Origin of the sequence: Gaetbulibacter sp. NE (assembly GCF_025548475.1) — a bacterium.
Classification (GTDB): domain Bacteria; phylum Bacteroidota; class Bacteroidia; order Flavobacteriales; family Flavobacteriaceae; genus Gaetbulibacter_B; species Gaetbulibacter_B jejuensis.
This window is the reverse complement of record NZ_JAOQHY010000009.1, coordinates 39,670-56,000: the sequence shown is the minus strand read 5'-3', so window position 1 is coordinate 56,000 and position 16,331 is coordinate 39,670. Positions and strand designations below refer to the sequence as shown.

The window sequence follows — 16,331 nt, the reverse complement described above, 5'->3', positions numbered from 1 at the left end:
TTGTCAAATAAAAAGATATAACGGAAAGCGCGACCCTCGTGGTAACGCCAAAAACATCAATTTACAAAATAGATTCCTGCCTGCGCAGGAATGATAAAACAACCAAAAAAATGAAAATAGCAATCATAGGAACAGGAAATTTAGGGAAATCGATAGCCAAAGGATTAATCACCAACAATGCGATTACGACTCTGTATTTAACAAAACGAAATGTGGATAGCATATCTGAATTTGATGGTTATAAAAACGTGACGATTACAACTGATAACGTTTTGGCAGTACAACAATCGGATATTTTGATTTTTGCGGTTCAGCCAGCACATTTCGAATCGATTTTAAAGGACATTAAACCTTTTTTAACCGAGAAGCATGTCGTAATTTCTACAATTACAGGTTATACCATTCCTAAAATTGAAGCACAAATTGGGACTGATCAATTTATCATTCGTGCTATGCCAAATACAGCAATTGCAGTTGGCAAATCCATGACCTGTTTGTGTAGCAATTTGCAAGGCGAAAAACGAATTAAAATTGCGCAAGCTATTTTTAATCGTTTGGGACATTCGTTAGTAATTCCTGAAGCGAAAATGCAAGCAGCAACAGTAGTTTGTGCTAGCGGAATTGCCTTTTGGATGCGCTTGATTAGAGCGACTACACAAGCGGCAATTCAGTTGGGATTCGACTCTAAAGAAGCACAGGAATTAGCGATGTACACATGTGAAGGTGCAGCTAATTTATTAATCACAAATGGCAATCATCCAGAAGAAGAAATTGATCTTGTAACTACGCCAAAAGGTTGCACTATTGAAGGGTTGAACGAAATGGAACACAAAGGATTAAGCTCATCTTTAATTCAAGGCATGGTCGCATCGTTCAACAAAATTAACAACATTAAAAAGGAACAAATATGAGTTTGTTTAACGTTTATCCACTTTTTGATATTACACCTGTAAAGGCTAAAGACGTCTATGTTTACGACGAAAATAATGTGGAATATTTAGACTTGTATGGCGGACATGCAGTGATTTCAATTGGGCATTCGCATCCAAAATATGTATCGGCAATTTCTAATCAAGTGTCAAAATTGGGTTTTTATAGTAATGCGATTCAAAATCCGTTACAAGTTGCTTTAGCGGATAAGCTAGAAGCGCTTTCAGGATGTAAAGAGTATCAATTATTCTTGTGTAATTCTGGAGCAGAAGCGAATGAAAACGCTTTAAAATTAGCATCCTTTCACAACGGAAGAGGTAAAGTGTTAGCTTTTAAAAATTCGTTTCATGGTCGTACATCTGCAGCAGTTGTAGCAACCGATAACCCTAAAATTGTGGCGCCAATTAATGCACAACAAGACGTTGATTTTGTTGAGTTAGGCGATTTAATTTCAGTTGAAAATATTCTGAAAGCAAACCAAACTTGCGCAGTAATCATTGAGTGTATTCAAGGTGTTGGCGGATTGGATGAAAGCACTACCGAATTTTATCAAGGTTTGGAAGCGTTATGCAAGCAATACAACACGATTTTAATCGCAGACGAAGTGCAATCTGGTTTTGGTAGAACGGGTGATTTTTTTGCTTTTCAAAAACACAATATTACGCCAGATATAATTTCAATTGCAAAAGGTATGGGAAATGGTTTCCCTATTGGTGGTATTTTAATTCATCCCAATATCAAACCTAGTTTTGGTTTGTTAGGTACAACCTTTGGTGGCAATCATTTGGCTTGTGCAGCTTCACTTTCGGTTTTAGAAGTTTTAGAGGAAGAAAAACTGCTAGAAAATGCAAATGAAATTTCAGTTTATTTTATTGAAAAAGCTAAAGAATTACCAAGCTTGAAAAGTATTAAAGGTCGTGGATTAATGTTAGGATTAGAGTTTGATTTTCCTGTTTCAGAATTAAGAAAACAACTCATACACAAACATCATATGTTTACAGGAAGCGCCAAAAACCCTAATCTTTTACGAATTCTTCCACCATTAACCATTCAGAAAAAACACATTGATGCCTTTTTTGAGGCTTTGAAAATTGAGTTAAATACATAAAAACCTCTCGATTGCGCTCGAGGAGACATTTTTCTGTCAGGTCGAGCGCAGTCGAGACCTAATTATTATGAAAAAATACACCGAAATAAAAGACATTTCTAACCTAAACGAAACTATAAAGGAAGCTATTTTATTAAAAATGAATCCTTATGAATTTCAAGATTTAGGAAGACATAAAACCTTGGTCATGTTGTTTTTCAATGCCAGTTTACGTACCAGATTAAGTACCGAAAAAGCAGCAAAGAATTTAGGAATGGATGTGATGGTTTTAAACGTTAATGATGCTTGGCAATTAGAATTTGAAGACGGAACCGTTATGAATGCCAACACATCAGAACACGTTAAAGAAGCAGCGCAAGTGATTTCGCAGTATGCAGACATTATTGCGGTTAGAGTATTTCCAACATTAACAGATAAAGCCAAAGACCAAAGCGAATACATTTTAAAAAGTTTTGAAAAATATGCTACAGTACCAATCGTTAACATGGAAAGTGCGACAGCGCATCCATTACAAGCTTTGGCAGATGCGATTACGATTACTGAATTGGCAGAAAAACCAAAACCTAAAATCGTTTTGTCTTGGGCACCACATCCTAAAGCACTACCACAAGCTGTGGCAAATTCGTTTGTGAAAATGATGCAAAATTTAGAGGTTGATTTTACAATAACGCATCCTGAAGGTTACGAGTTGGACAAAAAGATCACTAAAGAAACACCAATAAATTACAATCAAAAAGAGGCTTTACAAGATGCCGATTTTGTATATGTAAAAAACTGGAGCAATTTTAACAACTACGGAAAAGTTTTAAATCAAGATGAAAAATGGATGATGACACAAGACAAGTTAGGCAATGCCAAATTCATGCACTGCTTGCCAGTAAGACGTAATGTTGTTGTTGAAGATGCAGTTTTAGATAGTGAAAATTCAGTAGTCATAAAACAAGCCAATAACAGAACATTTTCAGCTCAAATTGTGTTGAAGCAGATTTTAGAAGGATTAAGATGAAAACACTAAAAATCATAAAAATAGGTGGAAACATCATCGATAACGAAGATGCATTACAAGCATTTTTAAAAGATTTTTCTACGATTGAAGAACCTAAACTATTGGTACATGGTGGAGGAAAATTGGCAACAAAACTTGCCAACCAAATGCAAGTAGAAGTAAAAATGATTGATGGTAGACGCATTACAGATGCTGAAACTTTAGACATTATTACTATGGTTTACGCAGGCAAAATCAATAAAAATATAGTCGCAGAATTGCAAGCAAATAACTGTAATGCAATTGGATTTTCTGGTGCAGATGGCAACACGATTGTATCAGATAAAAGACCTGTAAAAACTATCGATTACGGTTTTGTTGGTGATGTAAAACAAGTGAATACAAAAAGTTTAGAATTACTCTTAAATAATAGTATAACGCCTGTGTTTTGTGCAATTACACATGATAAAAATGGACAATTATTAAATACCAATGCAGATACAATTGCTTCAGAATTAGCTATAGGATTATCCGAAATTTTCAATACAGAATTATATTACTGCTTTGAAAAAAACGGTGTTTTAAAAGATGTCAATGATAATCATTCAGTGATTGAATCAATAACTTCAGAAAATGTTCAGCAATTGATAGACAATCAAATTATATCAGAAGGTATGCTTCCAAAAATTAATAATTGCATGCATGCTGTCAAACATAATGTTCAAAAAGTATGCATTGGAAAACCAGAGATGCTTTTCGATAAAAACTTAACCTACACAACCATTTCAAAATGATAGAAAGATTAACCACAACAGCAATTAAACTATTAAAAACGCTTATTGAGACACCTTCGTTTTCATCCGAAGAAGACCAAACTGCGCAACATATTGAGCAATGGTTTCAGCTTCAAAACATACCATATCAACGCACAAATAATAACGTTTGGGCAATCAATAAACATTTTGATGAGACTAAACCAACGTTACTATTAAATTCGCATCACGATACGGTAAAACCAAATAATGGCTACACTAAAGATCCGTTTAAAGCGATTGTTGAAGATGGAAAACTGTATGGTTTAGGCAGCAATGATGCTGGTGGTTGTTTGATAAGTTTGCTGGCGACATTTGCTTATTTCTATGAGCAAAAAAATCTGAAATACAATTTAGTTATTGTTGCTTCCGCGGAAGAAGAAAGCAGTGGCGACAATGGTTTAAATAGCATGTTAAGTGTTATTCCAAAAGTAGATGTTGCGATTGTAGGTGAACCAACCTTGATGCATTTAGCTGTTGCCGAAAAAGGTTTGGTTGTGTTTGATGCTGTAATAAAAGGCACGCCAAGTCATGCAGCACATCCAAATGATGATAATGCAATTTATAATACAATTTCGGTATTGGAATGGTTTAAAAATTATGAGTTTGAAAAAACGTCTGAAGCTCTAGGCGAAGTGAAAATGACTGTGACACAAATCAATGCTGGCAAGCAACACAACGCTGTTCCTGCGAATGTTGATTTGGTGGTTGATGTTCGTGTGAATGATAAATATTCTAATCAAGATATTGTAGATATTTTACAACAAGAAGCGCCTTGTGATAGCATCATTCCTCGAAGTATAAAACTGAATTCATCGTCCATTCCAATGGATCATCCTTTGGTAAAAGCTGGAATTGAAATTGGAAGAAACACTTACGGTTCGCCAACCTTATCAGATCAAGCGGTGTTAAGTTGTCCATCGTTAAAATTAGGACCAGGAGATAGCACACGATCGCACAGTGCAGACGAATTTATTTATATCAATGAAATTGAAGAAGGCATAAAGATTTATATTGAATTGTTAGAGAAAGTATTATAATGTCAGGTCGAGCGCAGTCGAGACCTAATCAACCTCTCGACTGCGCTCGAGGAGACAAAAGTTTAATTAAAAAGAAAGCAGAGATTCCTGCTTTCGCAGGAATAAATTATGAAACTCTGGGATAAAGGAATTAGCATAGACAAAAAAATAGAACAATTTACGGTTGGTAACGATCGAGACATCGATTTGCACATAGCAAAATACGATGTTCAAGCCTCATTAGCACATGCTAAAATGTTGCAAACGATAGGCATTTTAACTGCTGAAGAATTGCAATTATTAGAAAAAGGACTTCAAAATTTAGCATCACAAATTGAAAACGGAACATTTACCATAGACAATCAATTTGAAGATGTACATTCAAAAATTGAATTTGAACTCACCAAAACCTATGGTGACGTTGGTAAAAAAATCCATACAGCACGATCTAGAAACGATCAAGTTTTGGTGGCGTTACAACTATTTTATAAAGCTGAATTAATCAATATAAAATCTAAAACAAAAGACTTTTTTGAAACGCTATTAGAGTTGGCTGAAACACATAAAAAAACACTATTACCTGGCTACACGCATTTACAAGTTGCGATGCCATCATCTTTTGGGTTATGGTTTTCTGCCTACGCAGAAGTCTTAATTGATGATGTGTATTTGTTAGATGCAGCGTTAAAAACCGTTGATCAAAATCCGCTTGGTTCTGCAGCTGGTTACGGAAGTTCATTTGCAATTGATAGGCATTTAACTACAGAACTTTTAGAGTTTTCAACTTTAAAATACAACGTCGTTGCTGCACAAATGAGTAGAGGGAAAAGTGAACGTACTATTGCATTAGCATTAGGTAGTTTAGCCAATACTTTGGCGCGTTTTGCTATGGATATTTGCCTGTATATGAGTCAGAATTTTGGCTTTATCAGTTTTCCGGATGAATTAACTACAGGAAGTAGTATTATGCCTCACAAAAAAAATCCAGATGTTTTTGAGTTGATTAGAGGAAAGAGTAACAAAATTCAAGCTTTATATCATGAAATGGTTTTAATAACCAATAATCTGCCAAGTGGTTATCACAGAGATTATCAGTTGTTAAAAGAAAATATGATTTCTGCCATTAAGGATATGCAAGATATTTTAGAGATTTTCAACTATTCCATTAAACAAATAGAGGTGAAATCTATCGACTTAAACGATTCAAAATATCAATATTTATTTACGGTTGACAACATCAATACACTAGTTGAAAACGGTATGAGTTTTAGAGAAGCCTATCAAAAAATTGGTAACGAGGTGCAAAACGGAACCTACAAACCTGATACCTCAAAACAGCACACGCACATTGGTAGTATTGGCAATTTATGTTTAGAGAACATAAAATCGAAGTTTCCTGAATAAAAAAGCACCTCTTTGGAGGTGCTTTTCTGATTTTAATCAAAATAATTAATCACTCTAAATAATAGTAGATTGACCCAAATGAATATTCGCGAAATTTAGGTTACTATCTTTAGGGTTATTAATAAAGTCTTCAATAAAGTCTCCAACTTTACTTGTTGTTATAGTATTGTTTTTACTGTTTAAATCAGGTGTTGTGATTTCTAGTTGTAACGATTTTTCAACAGCTTCTCTAACCATTTCAGCTTCTTCATGTAACTCAAAATGATCAAGTAACATAGCAGCCGATAAAATAGAAGCTATAGGGTTTGCAATACCTTTTCCGGTAGCTTGCGGATACGAACCATGAATAGGTTCAAACATCGCGTGTTTATCACCAACCGATGCCGAAGCTAACAATCCAATGCTACCACCAATAACACTGGCTTCATCACTAATAATATCACCAAACATATTTTCGGTTAAAATAACATCAAACTGTTTTGGGTTTAATATCAATTGCATTGCAGCGTTATCTACAAACAAAAAGTCTAATGCTACATCAGGATAGTCTTCAGCAACTTGTTTTACAACATTGCGCCATAAACGAGACGTTTCCAATACATTGGCTTTATCAACAAGTGTTACCTTTTTTTGTCTTGTTTGTGCAGCTTTAAAAGCTAAATGCGTAATACGCTCAATTTCTTCACGAGAATATTCACATAAATCTGAAGCGATATTACCATCTTCACTTAATTGTTTTTCACCAAAATAAATACCACCAGTCAATTCGCGATAAATACTAATGTCAGTGCCTTTAATGTTTTCTTCCTTCAATGGCGACTGACTTAAAAGCATATCGTAAGCCTTAACAGGCCTAATGTTTGCATACAAACCAAGCTCTTTACGTAGCTTAAGTAATCCCTGTTCCGGACGCACTTTTGCATTAGGATTATTATCATATTTTGGGTCGCCAATGGCACCAAACAATACAGCATCGCTGTGTTTGCACAAATCTAGCGTAGCATCAGGAAGCGGTTCTCCAGTTTCATCAATGGCTATTGCGCCAACTGAAGCCGATTTAAAATTAAACGTATGGTCAAACTCTTGAGCTATCGCTTTCAATGTCTTGATGGCTTCTTTTGTAACTTCTGGACCAATACCATCTCCTGATAAAACTGCAATATTTAATTTCATAGTCATTTCCTTCGAAAGCAAATCATACTGCTCTCTTTATTTAGTTATTATTTTGTTGCTTTTTTTGGCGTTACCACAAGGGTCGCGCTTTCGGCAGTCGCTTCCAGATGGTTACAATCTGGAGAGCTTCAACAAATGCCTCAATCGCTAACGCGATAGCTCAAAAGCTTCTATTTGTTCTTTTTTACTTAATAGATAATCAATATCATCATAGCCATTAATCATACAAGTTTTCTTGTAAGGATCAATGTCAAAATCGGTTTGCAAATTTGTGCCATCAACCATTAAGGTTTGTGCTTCTAAATTCACGGTTAATACTGTTTCAGGATTGGTTTTAATAACCTCAAACAAATCTTTTAAAAATCCTTCAGAAACTTGTAATGGCAACAAACCATTGTTTAAAGCATTGCCTTTAAAAATATCGGCAAAAAAACTAGAAACAATCACTTTAAAGCCATAACCAGCAAGCGCCCAAGCAGCATGCTCACGACTAGAGCCGCAACCAAAATTATCTCCAGCAACCAATATGCTACCATGATATTTTGGGTTGTTTAAAGCAAAGGCTTCGTTGATGTTTCCTAGTTTATCAAAACGCCAATCTCTAAATGCATTATCACCAAAACCTTGTTTGTCGGTTGCCTTTAAAAAACGCGCTGGAATAATTTGATCGGTGTCAATATTCTCAATTTCCAACGGAATGGCAGTACTATGTAAAGTTGTAAATTTTTCCATACTATTTCCTGCGAAAGCAGGAATCTCTTTTTAATATTATTTTGTCAGGTCGAGCGCAGTCGAGACCTAATATTAATTTATTTTAAGAATGAGACCTTTCGACTGCGCTCAAGGTGACATTCGTTTCGTTTAACGCTTTAGTGACATCAACAATTTTTCCTTCTATAGCAGTTGCAGCGGCAACTAAAGGACTTGCTAAAATAGTCCTTGCGCCTTGTCCTTGTCTACCTTCAAAATTTCTATTTGATGTTGAAACACAGTATTCGCCTTCAGGAATTTTATCATCGTTCATAGCTAAACACGCACTGCAACCAGGTTGTCTTAATTCAAAACCAGCAGCTTCAAATACTGTTTTTAAGCCTTCTTCTTCTATTTGAGATTCTACTTGCTTACTTCCAGGAACTAACCAAGCAGTTACATTTGGTGCTTTTTGCTTGCCTTTTATATAGTTGGCAGCAACTCTAAAATCTTCAATTCGGGAGTTGGTGCAACTTCCTATAAATACGTAGTTAATAGGCTTGTTTAGCATAAATTCTCCTTTTTTAAAGTCCATATATTCCAAAGACTTTTCAAAAGAAGCATCGCTTAAATCTGGGATTTTGGCATTTATTTTTATACCCATTCCAGGGTTGGTGCCATAAGTAACCATAGGTTCGATGTCTTCAGCATCAAACGTATATTCTTTATCAAAAGTAGCATCGGCATCAGTAGGAAGTGTTTTCCAGTAAGCAACAGCTTTCTCAAAGGCTTCACCTTGAGGCGCAAATTCTTTCCCTTTTACATAGGTAAAAGTAGTTTCGTCTGGCGCAATCATGCCACCACGAGCTCCCATTTCAATACTCATATTGCATACAGTCATTCGGCCTTCCATACTCATGTTTTCAAAAACATCACCAGCATATTCACAGAAATAACCAGTTCCTGCATTTGTGCCAATTTTTGAAATGATGTATAAAATAACATCCTTTGGTAATACACCAGGTTTTAGGGTTCCGTTTACAGAAACACGTAAGCTTTTAGGTTTTGTTAAAAGCAAACATTGGCTAGCAAAAACTTGTGCAACTTGACTTGTGCCAATACCAAAAGCAATGGTTCCAAAAGCGCCATGCGTTGAGGTGTGGCTATCGCCACAAACCATAGTCATTCCAGGTTGCGTAATACCAAGTTCTGGAGCCATAACGTGAACAATACCATTGTATTTATGACCAAGACCGTAAAGTGTAATGTTGTTTTTATCGCAGTTTTCAGCCAATTGTTTTAATTGGTTCCTGGATAATTCGTCTCTTACTGGTAAATGTTGGTTTTGTGTTGGTGTATTGTGATCTGCAGTTGCTATAATTTGATTTGGTCTAAAAATAGGAATGTTACGTTCTTCAAGCTCATTAAATGCTTGAGGACTCGTAACTTCATGAATTAAATGTTTGTCTATATATAAAATTTGAGGGCCGTTTTCAATAGAATCGACCACATGTGCATCCCAAACTTTATCGAATAATGTTTTTCCCATAGTTGTTTTCCGCGAAAGCGGTACTCTTTTTTAATTAAGCCGAAATGATTTGTTGATACACGTTGCTTGTTTCAATAATTTGATGAATATCGCTATCATTGACTTCCTTTTTCTTATCTGCAAAAACCAAGAAGTTTTGATAAATATCATCAAGCTGTAATTTGGTTAGTTCGTAACCAATATTTTTCGCGCGATACGCTAAAGCAGCTCGACCACTTCTAGCTGTAAGTACAATTGCAGACTCGGTAACACCAACATCTTTTGGGTCTATAATTTCGTAAGTTTCACGGTTTTTAATAACACCATCTTGATGAATTCCAGAGCTGTGAGCAAAAGCGTTACTACCAACAATAGCTTTGTTAGGTTGAGAGTAAACACCCATTTGTTCTTGTACTAATTGGCTAATGCCATAAAGTTCTTGTGTTACAATACTTGTGTCTAAATTTAAATAAGGGTGTTGTTTTAAAATCATGACGACTTCTTCAAGAGCTGTGTTTCCAGCACGTTCGCCAACACCATTAATAGTGCATTCTATTTGGCGAGCACCATTAATAACACCTTCTATAGAATTTGCTGTGGCTAATCCTAAATCGTTATGGCAATGACAAGATAAAATAGCTTTGTCTATGCCTTTTACATGTTCTTTTAAATATTTTATTTTGGCACCATACTCACTAGGTAAGCAGTAGCCTGTAGTATCAGGAATGTTTAAAACCGTTGCTCCAGCACTAATGGCAACTTCACAAACTTTAGCAAGGAATTCGTTATCAGTTCGTCCAGCATCTTCGGCATAAAATTCTACATCTTCTACAAACGATTTAGCGTATTTTACAGCATTATAAGCACGTTCTAAAACTTTTTCGCGCGTAGAGTTAAATTTGAATTTTATATGTGAGTCTGATGTGCCTATTCCTGTATGTATTCTTGGTCTAACAGCTGTTTTTAAAGCTTCGGCAGCGACCTTAATATCATTTCCAACAGCACGTGTTAGTCCACAAACGGTAGCGTTTTTTACAATTCTTCCTATGGCAGCAACAGCTTCAAAATCTCCAGGGCTAGACACAGGAAAACCTGCTTCAATAATATCAACACCCAACGTGTCTAATCGTTCAGCAATGACCAGTTTTTGACTTGTGTTTAATTTACAACCTGGAACTTGCTCACCATCGCGAAGTGTTGTATCGAAAATTTGTACTTTATCTTTAGACATTAAAAAATAAATTTTTGTATTGTCTTACGAATTTATACTTTGGATTTATGATAGCGTATAAACTCGCAACTTTGTTTACGATGTTCAAATGCATTATTTTAATTTACAACACTGTATTTCAATTAGTTAATATTTAATTTGTTTGATGACTAAAGACCAAAAAGATAATTTGTTTTCGTTGGTAAAATCCATGACCAAATCTGAAAAACGCCAATTTAAATTGTATGTTGGCAGATTGGGTGTGAATGATGATTCAAAATTTTTGAATTTGTTTAATGTTATGGATAAGTTGTCATCGTATGATGAGGTTGCTATTTTAAAAAATGCCAATATTAAAAAGCAGCAATTAGCTAATGTAAAAGCGCATTTGTACAAGCAAATTTTAATTAGTTTACGTTTGAGTCCGTCGCACCAAAACACACGTTCTCAAATAAGAGAACAGCTAGATTTTGCGTCTATTTTGTATCATAAAGGTTTGTATAAGCAGGCGTTGAAAATTTTAGATAAAGCTAAAGATGTTGCGATACAGCATGAAGAAAAAAATCTAGCTTATGAAATTGTAGAGCTAGAAAAGGTTATTGAATCGCAGTATATTACACGTAGTATCAGTGGTCGTGCAGATGAACTTACAATACAAGCCAAAGAGTTGAGTCAAGCCAATGTGATTGCCAGTAAACTCTCAAATTTATCTTTGCAGTTATACGGACTTTTTCTAAAATTTGGTTACGCCAAAAACCAAGATGATGCTAAAGAAATACAAGACTATTTTAACGCCAGATTACCTAAATATGACATTTCACAGTTAGGTTTTAGAGAAAAATTATGGTTGTATAAAGCCTATTTGTGGTATAGTTTTTTAATGCAAGATTTTTTAAACTGCTATAAATTTGCTTTAAAATGGGTGTCTCTTTTTGAGCAAAATCCTGAAATGATTCACCTAAATCCTGTGTTTTTTATAAAAGGAAATAACTATTTGTTGGAGTCGCTTTTTTACATAAAAAACAAAGATAAATTTAAAGAATACCTCGATAAATTTGAAGATATTATAAATACGCCATCTTTCAATAAAGATGAAAATGTAGAAGCTTTATCATTCTTATATTACAATGTAAATAGTGTGAATTACTATTTTGTAGATGGTAGTTTTCACGAAGGCTTGCAGTTAATTCCTAAAATTGAAAAAGCACTACCAAAATATCAAGATAGAATAGATGAACATCACACCATGATTTTCTATTACAAGTTTGCGAGTATGCATTTTGGGGCAGGAAATAATCGAGAATGTATTCATTATTTAAATAAGATAATTTCTAATAAATCGCTTTCTATGCGTGAGGATTTACAGTGTTTTTCTCGTGTTTTAAACGTTGTGGCGCATTATGAAGAAGGTTTAGATTATCATTTGGAGCGTTTATTAAGAGATACTTATAAATATCTACTGAAAATCAATGACTTAAACGAGGTTCAAAAAGAAATGATTAGGTTTATTCGAGGACTTCAAGACATTTTTCCGCATGATATTAAAAAAGCATTTGTTAAGTTTCATAAACAGCTTAAGCAATACGAAAATCATCCTTATGAGCGTCGTGCATTTTTGTATCTTGATATTATTTCTTGGTTAGAAAGTAAGATTGAAAACAAGCCTGTAGCACAGATTATTAAAGAGAAATATTTAGAACAATACGCCTGATTTTTTAAAGAGATTTTATAAAAAAAATCAAAATTATTTGGATATTAAAATTTTCTAACTGAATATTTGCACTCACAAAGTTCAAATTACTTATTGAAATGTTATCAAGAAAGGTGGAGGGAATAGACCCTATGAAACCTTGGCAACCCTCGAAGTTCCTGCGAAAGCAGGAATCTAAATCGAGAAGGTGCTAAATTCTACTTTTTGTTATTTCGAGTATAATCGAAAATTTCAATTAGATAGATAACACAAAACTAATTACAGTCCTGTAATTACGTAATTTCTTTTTAACATATTCTATTTAAGTCCTCACAAAAGAGGTGTTTTGACTTTTTGATTTTTTAAAATTTATAAATCAAACATGAGCAAACTTAAATATGTTTTATTAGACAATGTCTTGCTAGAAAACAATGTGAGCATTAAAATTAAATTGTCTTATCAAACCTTTGGAAAACCTTTAGGAGAAGCACCCATTGTAATGGTAAATCACGCACTTACCGGAAATAGTAATGTTGCTGGTAAAGATGGTTGGTGGACAGATTTAATAGGCGATAACAAAGTTATCGATACTCAAAAATATACCATTTTAGCATTCAATATTCCAGGAAATGGTTACGACGGATTTGCGGTTGAAAACTACAAAGATTTTGTAGCAAGAGATATCGCGAACATATTTCTTTTAGGCCTAAAAGCATTACAAATTGATAAACTTTTTGCGCTAATTGGAGGTTCGCTTGGTGGTGGAATTGCTTGGGAAATGGCGTTTTTGTCACCAAATCTAGCCGAATATTTAATTCCTGTGGCAACCGACTGGAAATCTACCGATTGGTTAATTGCCAACTGTCAAATTCAAGAGCAATTCTTGGTGAACTCAAACAATCCGGTTCACGATGCACGCATGCACGCGATGTTGTGTTACCGAACGCCACAATCGTTTAAAGAGCGTTTTCAACGTAGTAAAAATGATGATTTAGAAATCTTTAATGTGGAAAGTTGGTTGTTGCATCACGGAAAAAAACTGCAAGAGCGTTTTCAACTATCGGCTTACAAACTCATGAATCAATTACTAAAAACCATTGATGTTACGCGTGGTAGAGGCGATAATGTAAATGTATTGGATATCATAAAATCTAACATTGCCATTGTTGGTGTAGATTCCGATTTGTTTTTTACCGCTGAAGAAAACCGCGAAACACAACGCCAATTGGCATTAACGCATCCTAATGTGACCTACAGTGAAATTCATTCCAGTCACGGACACGATGCATTTTTAATAGAATTTGAACAATTAGAACAGATTATAGAAGGCATTTTTAGACCTGAAACCAAAAATAAAAGAATGAAAGTATTAAAATTTGGAGGGAAATCGCTTGCTAATGGCGACGGATTAAACCGCGTGTTGTCAATTATAGAGCATAAAGTAAATGAAGGCGAGCGTATTGCGGTTGTGGTTTCAGCTAGAGGAAAAGCAACTGATACTTTAGAAGCCATTTTGGAGAAAGCAGCCAAAAAACAAGACTATCAAACTGCTTTTGAAACGTTTAAAAATTATCAAACAGAACCATTACCAGGTATTGATTTTACTGAAGAATTTTCAGAATTGAACAACATTTTTGAAGGTGTTAAACTGCTTGGTGATTATAGCGATAAAATTAAAGCGCAAGTATTATCCTATTGCGAATTATTATCTGTGAAATTGATTTCAGAATTATTAAAATCAAAAGGTGTTAACGCTAACCCAACAGATGCCAGAGTTTTGATAAAAACAGATGCTGATTATATAAATGCACAACCTCAAGATAAGCAATCTAAAGACAATGTTTTGGCGCATTTTAAAAGCTATAATGGTACAACTGTAAACGTTGTAACAGGATTTATCGGCTCTAATAAAAATGGAGAAACGACCTTGTTGGGAAGAAATGGAAGCAATTATTCAGCGTCATTATTGGCAAACTATTTAGATGCCGAAGAACTGCAAAATTACACGCATGTAAATGGTATTTACACAGCAAATCCAGATTTGGTAGAAGATGCCCAAAAAATTAGGGAGTTATCCTTTAACGAAGCTAACGAATTAGCGAACTTCGGTACAAGCGTTTTACATGCCAAAACCATTATTCCGCTAGTTGAAAAGAATATCAATCTTCGTATTTTAAATACGTTCAACCCTGAAGATGAAGGGACGTTGATCACAGCAAAATCAAGCAACAAAGAGGTTACGTCTTTGTCAGTTCTAAAAGATGTTGCGCTTATAAATTTAGAAGGTCGTGGTTTGCTAGGTAAAGTTGGTGTTGATGCGAGAATTTTTAAGGCGTTGAGCAATTATGGAATTAGTGTGAGTATTGTATCTCAAGGATCTTCTGAAAGAGGTATTGGTTTGGTGATAAATTCCGCACAAGCTACACAAGCGGTTATTGCTTTAGAACGTGAGTTTGAAACTGATTTCTACTCAAAGGATGTCAATAAAATTGAAGTGGTAGATGACGTTGCGGTGATTTCAATAATCGGTATCGAGTTAAGTTCGTTTCATAAGCCATTCAATGCGTTAATTAAAAATCAAATTACACCGTTGTTGTTCAACAATACGGTTACAGGACGTAATGTGAGTTTGGTGGTTAAAAAGACACAATTACATAAAGCTGTAAATGTAATTCATGGTGAAATTTTCGGAATTTCAAAAAAGATAAACATCGCCATTTTTGGTCACGGATTGGTTGGTGGCGCTTTGATTAATCAAATTTTAAAATCAAAAACAGAGATTGAAAAGCGTAAAGGCATTAACTTAAATGTGTTCGCCATTGCCAATTCTAAAAAACTATTGTTGGCAAAACATGGCGTTTCAGAAAACTGGAAAACCGAGATTACTTCAGCTGAAGAAAATTATAATATTCAAGACGTTATTGAGTTTGCTAAAGCGCATCATTTTGAAAATCTTATTGCTGTTGATAACACAGCAAGTAAAGTATTTCATGAGAATTATAAACCTTTGGTAGAAGCAGGTTTCGACTTGGTATCGTCTAATAAAATTGCCAATACCATTTCGCATGATTTTTATGCAGATTTACGTCAACATTTAAAAGAAAACAACAAGCAATACTTGTACGAAACTACGGTTGGCGCAGGTTTACCGTTAATAGATACTATTAAACTTTTACATGAATCTGGTGAGAATATTACACGTATTCGTGGTGTGTTTTCAGGAACGTTAAGTTACTTGTTCAATAACTTTTCGGTTCAGGATAAACCATTTAGCACCATTGTTCAAGAAACGATTGATAAAGGCTTTACCGAACCAGATCCACGTGAAGATTTTTCAGGAAATGATGTGGCAAGGAAACTACTTATTCTAGCTCGCGAATTGGATTTAATAAACGAGTTTGACGATGTTGCTGTTCAAAATTTAATACCTGAAGCATATCGTGATATTTCGGTTGCAGAATTTTTACAGCAATTAGATGTTCTTGATTCAGAATTTCAAAATATAAAAGATACACAACAACCAAACCATGTATTGCGATATGTTGGTGATTTATCAGGAGATTTACAACAAGACAAAGGAAATCTAGAAGTGAAATTGGTGTCAATTCCTGAAGATAGTGCTTTAGGGCAAGTAAAAGGAGCTGATGCTATTTTTGAAATTTTCACAGAATCGTATGGCGAACATCCTATTGTAATTCAAGGAGCTGGAGCAGGCGCAGAAGTTACTGCAAGAGGTGTTTTTGGTGATATTTTACGCCTTTCAAAACATATTAACTAAAAGA

12 protein-coding genes and 1 riboswitch are annotated in these 16,331 nt (G+C 34.7%); of the genes, 8 read left to right on the top strand and 4 right to left on the bottom strand.

What is annotated here, in order from left to right; all coding sequences use genetic code 11:
- Positions 1 to 110 precede the first annotated feature (110 nt).
- From proC to argH, 6 genes are all read left to right on the top strand, one after another.
- Positions 111 to 911: a pyrroline-5-carboxylate reductase gene (gene proC / locus OD803_RS11310; RefSeq protein ID WP_262733486.1), complete on the top strand. Its 801-nt coding sequence runs from the start codon at positions 111 to 113 to the stop codon at positions 909 to 911.
- A complete protein-coding gene (locus OD803_RS11305; protein WP_262733485.1) occupies positions 908 to 2,038 on the top strand; it encodes an aspartate aminotransferase family protein in 1,131 nt (376 codons plus the stop codon). Before proC ends, OD803_RS11305 begins: the two co-directional genes overlap by 4 nt.
- Positions 2,039 to 2,105: 67 nt before the next feature.
- Entirely contained in the window at positions 2,106 to 3,044 is a 939-nt protein-coding gene (locus tag OD803_RS11300; protein ID WP_262733484.1) for an N-acetylornithine carbamoyltransferase, read from the top strand.
- Entirely contained in the window at positions 3,041 to 3,817 is a 777-nt protein-coding gene (argB, locus tag OD803_RS11295; protein WP_262733483.1) for an acetylglutamate kinase, read from the top strand. Before OD803_RS11300 ends, argB begins: the two co-directional genes overlap by 4 nt.
- Positions 3,814 to 4,875, top strand: a complete 1,062-nt coding sequence (locus OD803_RS11290; protein WP_262733482.1) for a M20 family metallo-hydrolase — start codon at positions 3,814 to 3,816, stop codon at positions 4,873 to 4,875. The genes argB and OD803_RS11290 overlap by 4 nt, the downstream gene beginning before the upstream one ends.
- Before the next feature lie 108 nt (positions 4,876 to 4,983).
- Positions 4,984 to 6,258, top strand: a complete 1,275-nt coding sequence (gene argH, locus OD803_RS11285) for an argininosuccinate lyase (protein ID WP_262733481.1) — start codon at positions 4,984 to 4,986, stop codon at positions 6,256 to 6,258.
- Between the two features lie 54 nt (positions 6,259 to 6,312).
- On the opposite strand, the gene leuB is transcribed toward argH, so the two are convergent.
- The 4 genes from leuB to OD803_RS11265 all read right to left on the bottom strand — a co-directional run bounded on the left by leuB (position 6,313) and on the right by OD803_RS11265 (position 10,880).
- The gene (gene leuB / locus OD803_RS11280; RefSeq protein WP_129761098.1) at positions 6,313 to 7,431 is read right to left on the bottom strand and encodes a 3-isopropylmalate dehydrogenase; all 1,119 of its coding nucleotides are present in this window, start codon (positions 7,429 to 7,431) and stop codon (positions 6,313 to 6,315) included.
- A gap of 147 nt (positions 7,432 to 7,578) precedes the next feature.
- Positions 7,579 to 8,163 carry a 3-isopropylmalate dehydratase small subunit gene (gene leuD, locus OD803_RS11275; RefSeq protein WP_262733480.1) on the bottom strand — a complete coding sequence of 195 codons (585 nt, stop codon included), beginning with the start codon at positions 8,161 to 8,163 and terminating at the stop codon, positions 7,579 to 7,581.
- A gap of 82 nt (positions 8,164 to 8,245) precedes the next feature.
- Positions 8,246 to 9,670 carry a 3-isopropylmalate dehydratase large subunit gene (leuC, locus tag OD803_RS11270; RefSeq protein ID WP_262733479.1) on the bottom strand — a complete coding sequence of 475 codons (1,425 nt, stop codon included), beginning with the start codon at positions 9,668 to 9,670 and terminating at the stop codon, positions 8,246 to 8,248.
- A gap of 34 nt (positions 9,671 to 9,704) precedes the next feature.
- Positions 9,705 to 10,880 (bottom strand): 2-isopropylmalate synthase, encoded by a 1,176-nt coding sequence (locus OD803_RS11265; protein WP_262733478.1) that lies wholly within the window; start codon positions 10,878 to 10,880, stop codon positions 9,705 to 9,707.
- Between the two features lie 145 nt (positions 10,881 to 11,025).
- On the opposite strand from OD803_RS11265, the gene OD803_RS11260 reads away from it, so the two are divergent.
- Both OD803_RS11260 and thrA read left to right on the top strand, forming a co-directional pair.
- Positions 11,026 to 12,570, top strand: coding sequence for a hypothetical protein (locus OD803_RS11260; RefSeq protein ID WP_129761094.1), 1,545 nt, complete (start codon positions 11,026 to 11,028; stop codon positions 12,568 to 12,570).
- Between the two features lie 98 nt (positions 12,571 to 12,668).
- A riboswitch (SAM riboswitch) is annotated at positions 12,669 to 12,802 on the top strand.
- A 129-nt stretch (positions 12,803 to 12,931) separates the two neighbouring features.
- Positions 12,932 to 16,327: a bifunctional aspartate kinase/homoserine dehydrogenase I gene (gene thrA, locus OD803_RS11255; RefSeq protein WP_262733477.1), complete on the top strand. Its 3,396-nt coding sequence runs from the start codon at positions 12,932 to 12,934 to the stop codon at positions 16,325 to 16,327.
- The last annotated feature ends 4 nt before the right edge of the window (positions 16,328 to 16,331 follow it).

What these genes read in the sequence shown, in the direction of transcription:
- OD803_RS11265 (WP_262733478.1), bottom strand. Translation starts at nt 10,880, where the DNA reads ATGTCTAAAGATAAAGTACAAATTTTCGATACAACACTTCGCGATGGT.
- argB (WP_262733483.1), top strand. Translation starts at nt 3,041, where the DNA reads ATGAAAACACTAAAAATCATAAAAATAGGTGGAAACATCATCGATAAC.
- leuC (WP_262733479.1), bottom strand. Translation starts at nt 9,670, where the DNA reads ATGGGAAAAACATTATTCGATAAAGTTTGGGATGCACATGTGGTCGAT.
- OD803_RS11300 (WP_262733484.1), top strand. Translation starts at nt 2,106, where the DNA reads ATGAAAAAATACACCGAAATAAAAGACATTTCTAACCTAAACGAAACT.
- OD803_RS11305 (WP_262733485.1), top strand. Translation starts at nt 908, where the DNA reads ATGAGTTTGTTTAACGTTTATCCACTTTTTGATATTACACCTGTAAAG.
- argH (WP_262733481.1), top strand. Translation starts at nt 4,984, where the DNA reads ATGAAACTCTGGGATAAAGGAATTAGCATAGACAAAAAAATAGAACAA.
- leuD (WP_262733480.1), bottom strand. Translation starts at nt 8,163, where the DNA reads ATGGAAAAATTTACAACTTTACATAGTACTGCCATTCCGTTGGAAATT.
- OD803_RS11290 (WP_262733482.1), top strand. Translation starts at nt 3,814, where the DNA reads ATGATAGAAAGATTAACCACAACAGCAATTAAACTATTAAAAACGCTT.
- thrA (WP_262733477.1), top strand. Translation starts at nt 12,932, where the DNA reads ATGAGCAAACTTAAATATGTTTTATTAGACAATGTCTTGCTAGAAAAC.
- leuB (WP_129761098.1), bottom strand. Translation starts at nt 7,431, where the DNA reads ATGAAATTAAATATTGCAGTTTTATCAGGAGATGGTATTGGTCCAGAA.
- proC (WP_262733486.1), top strand. Translation starts at nt 111, where the DNA reads ATGAAAATAGCAATCATAGGAACAGGAAATTTAGGGAAATCGATAGCC.
- OD803_RS11260 (WP_129761094.1), top strand. Translation starts at nt 11,026, where the DNA reads ATGACTAAAGACCAAAAAGATAATTTGTTTTCGTTGGTAAAATCCATG.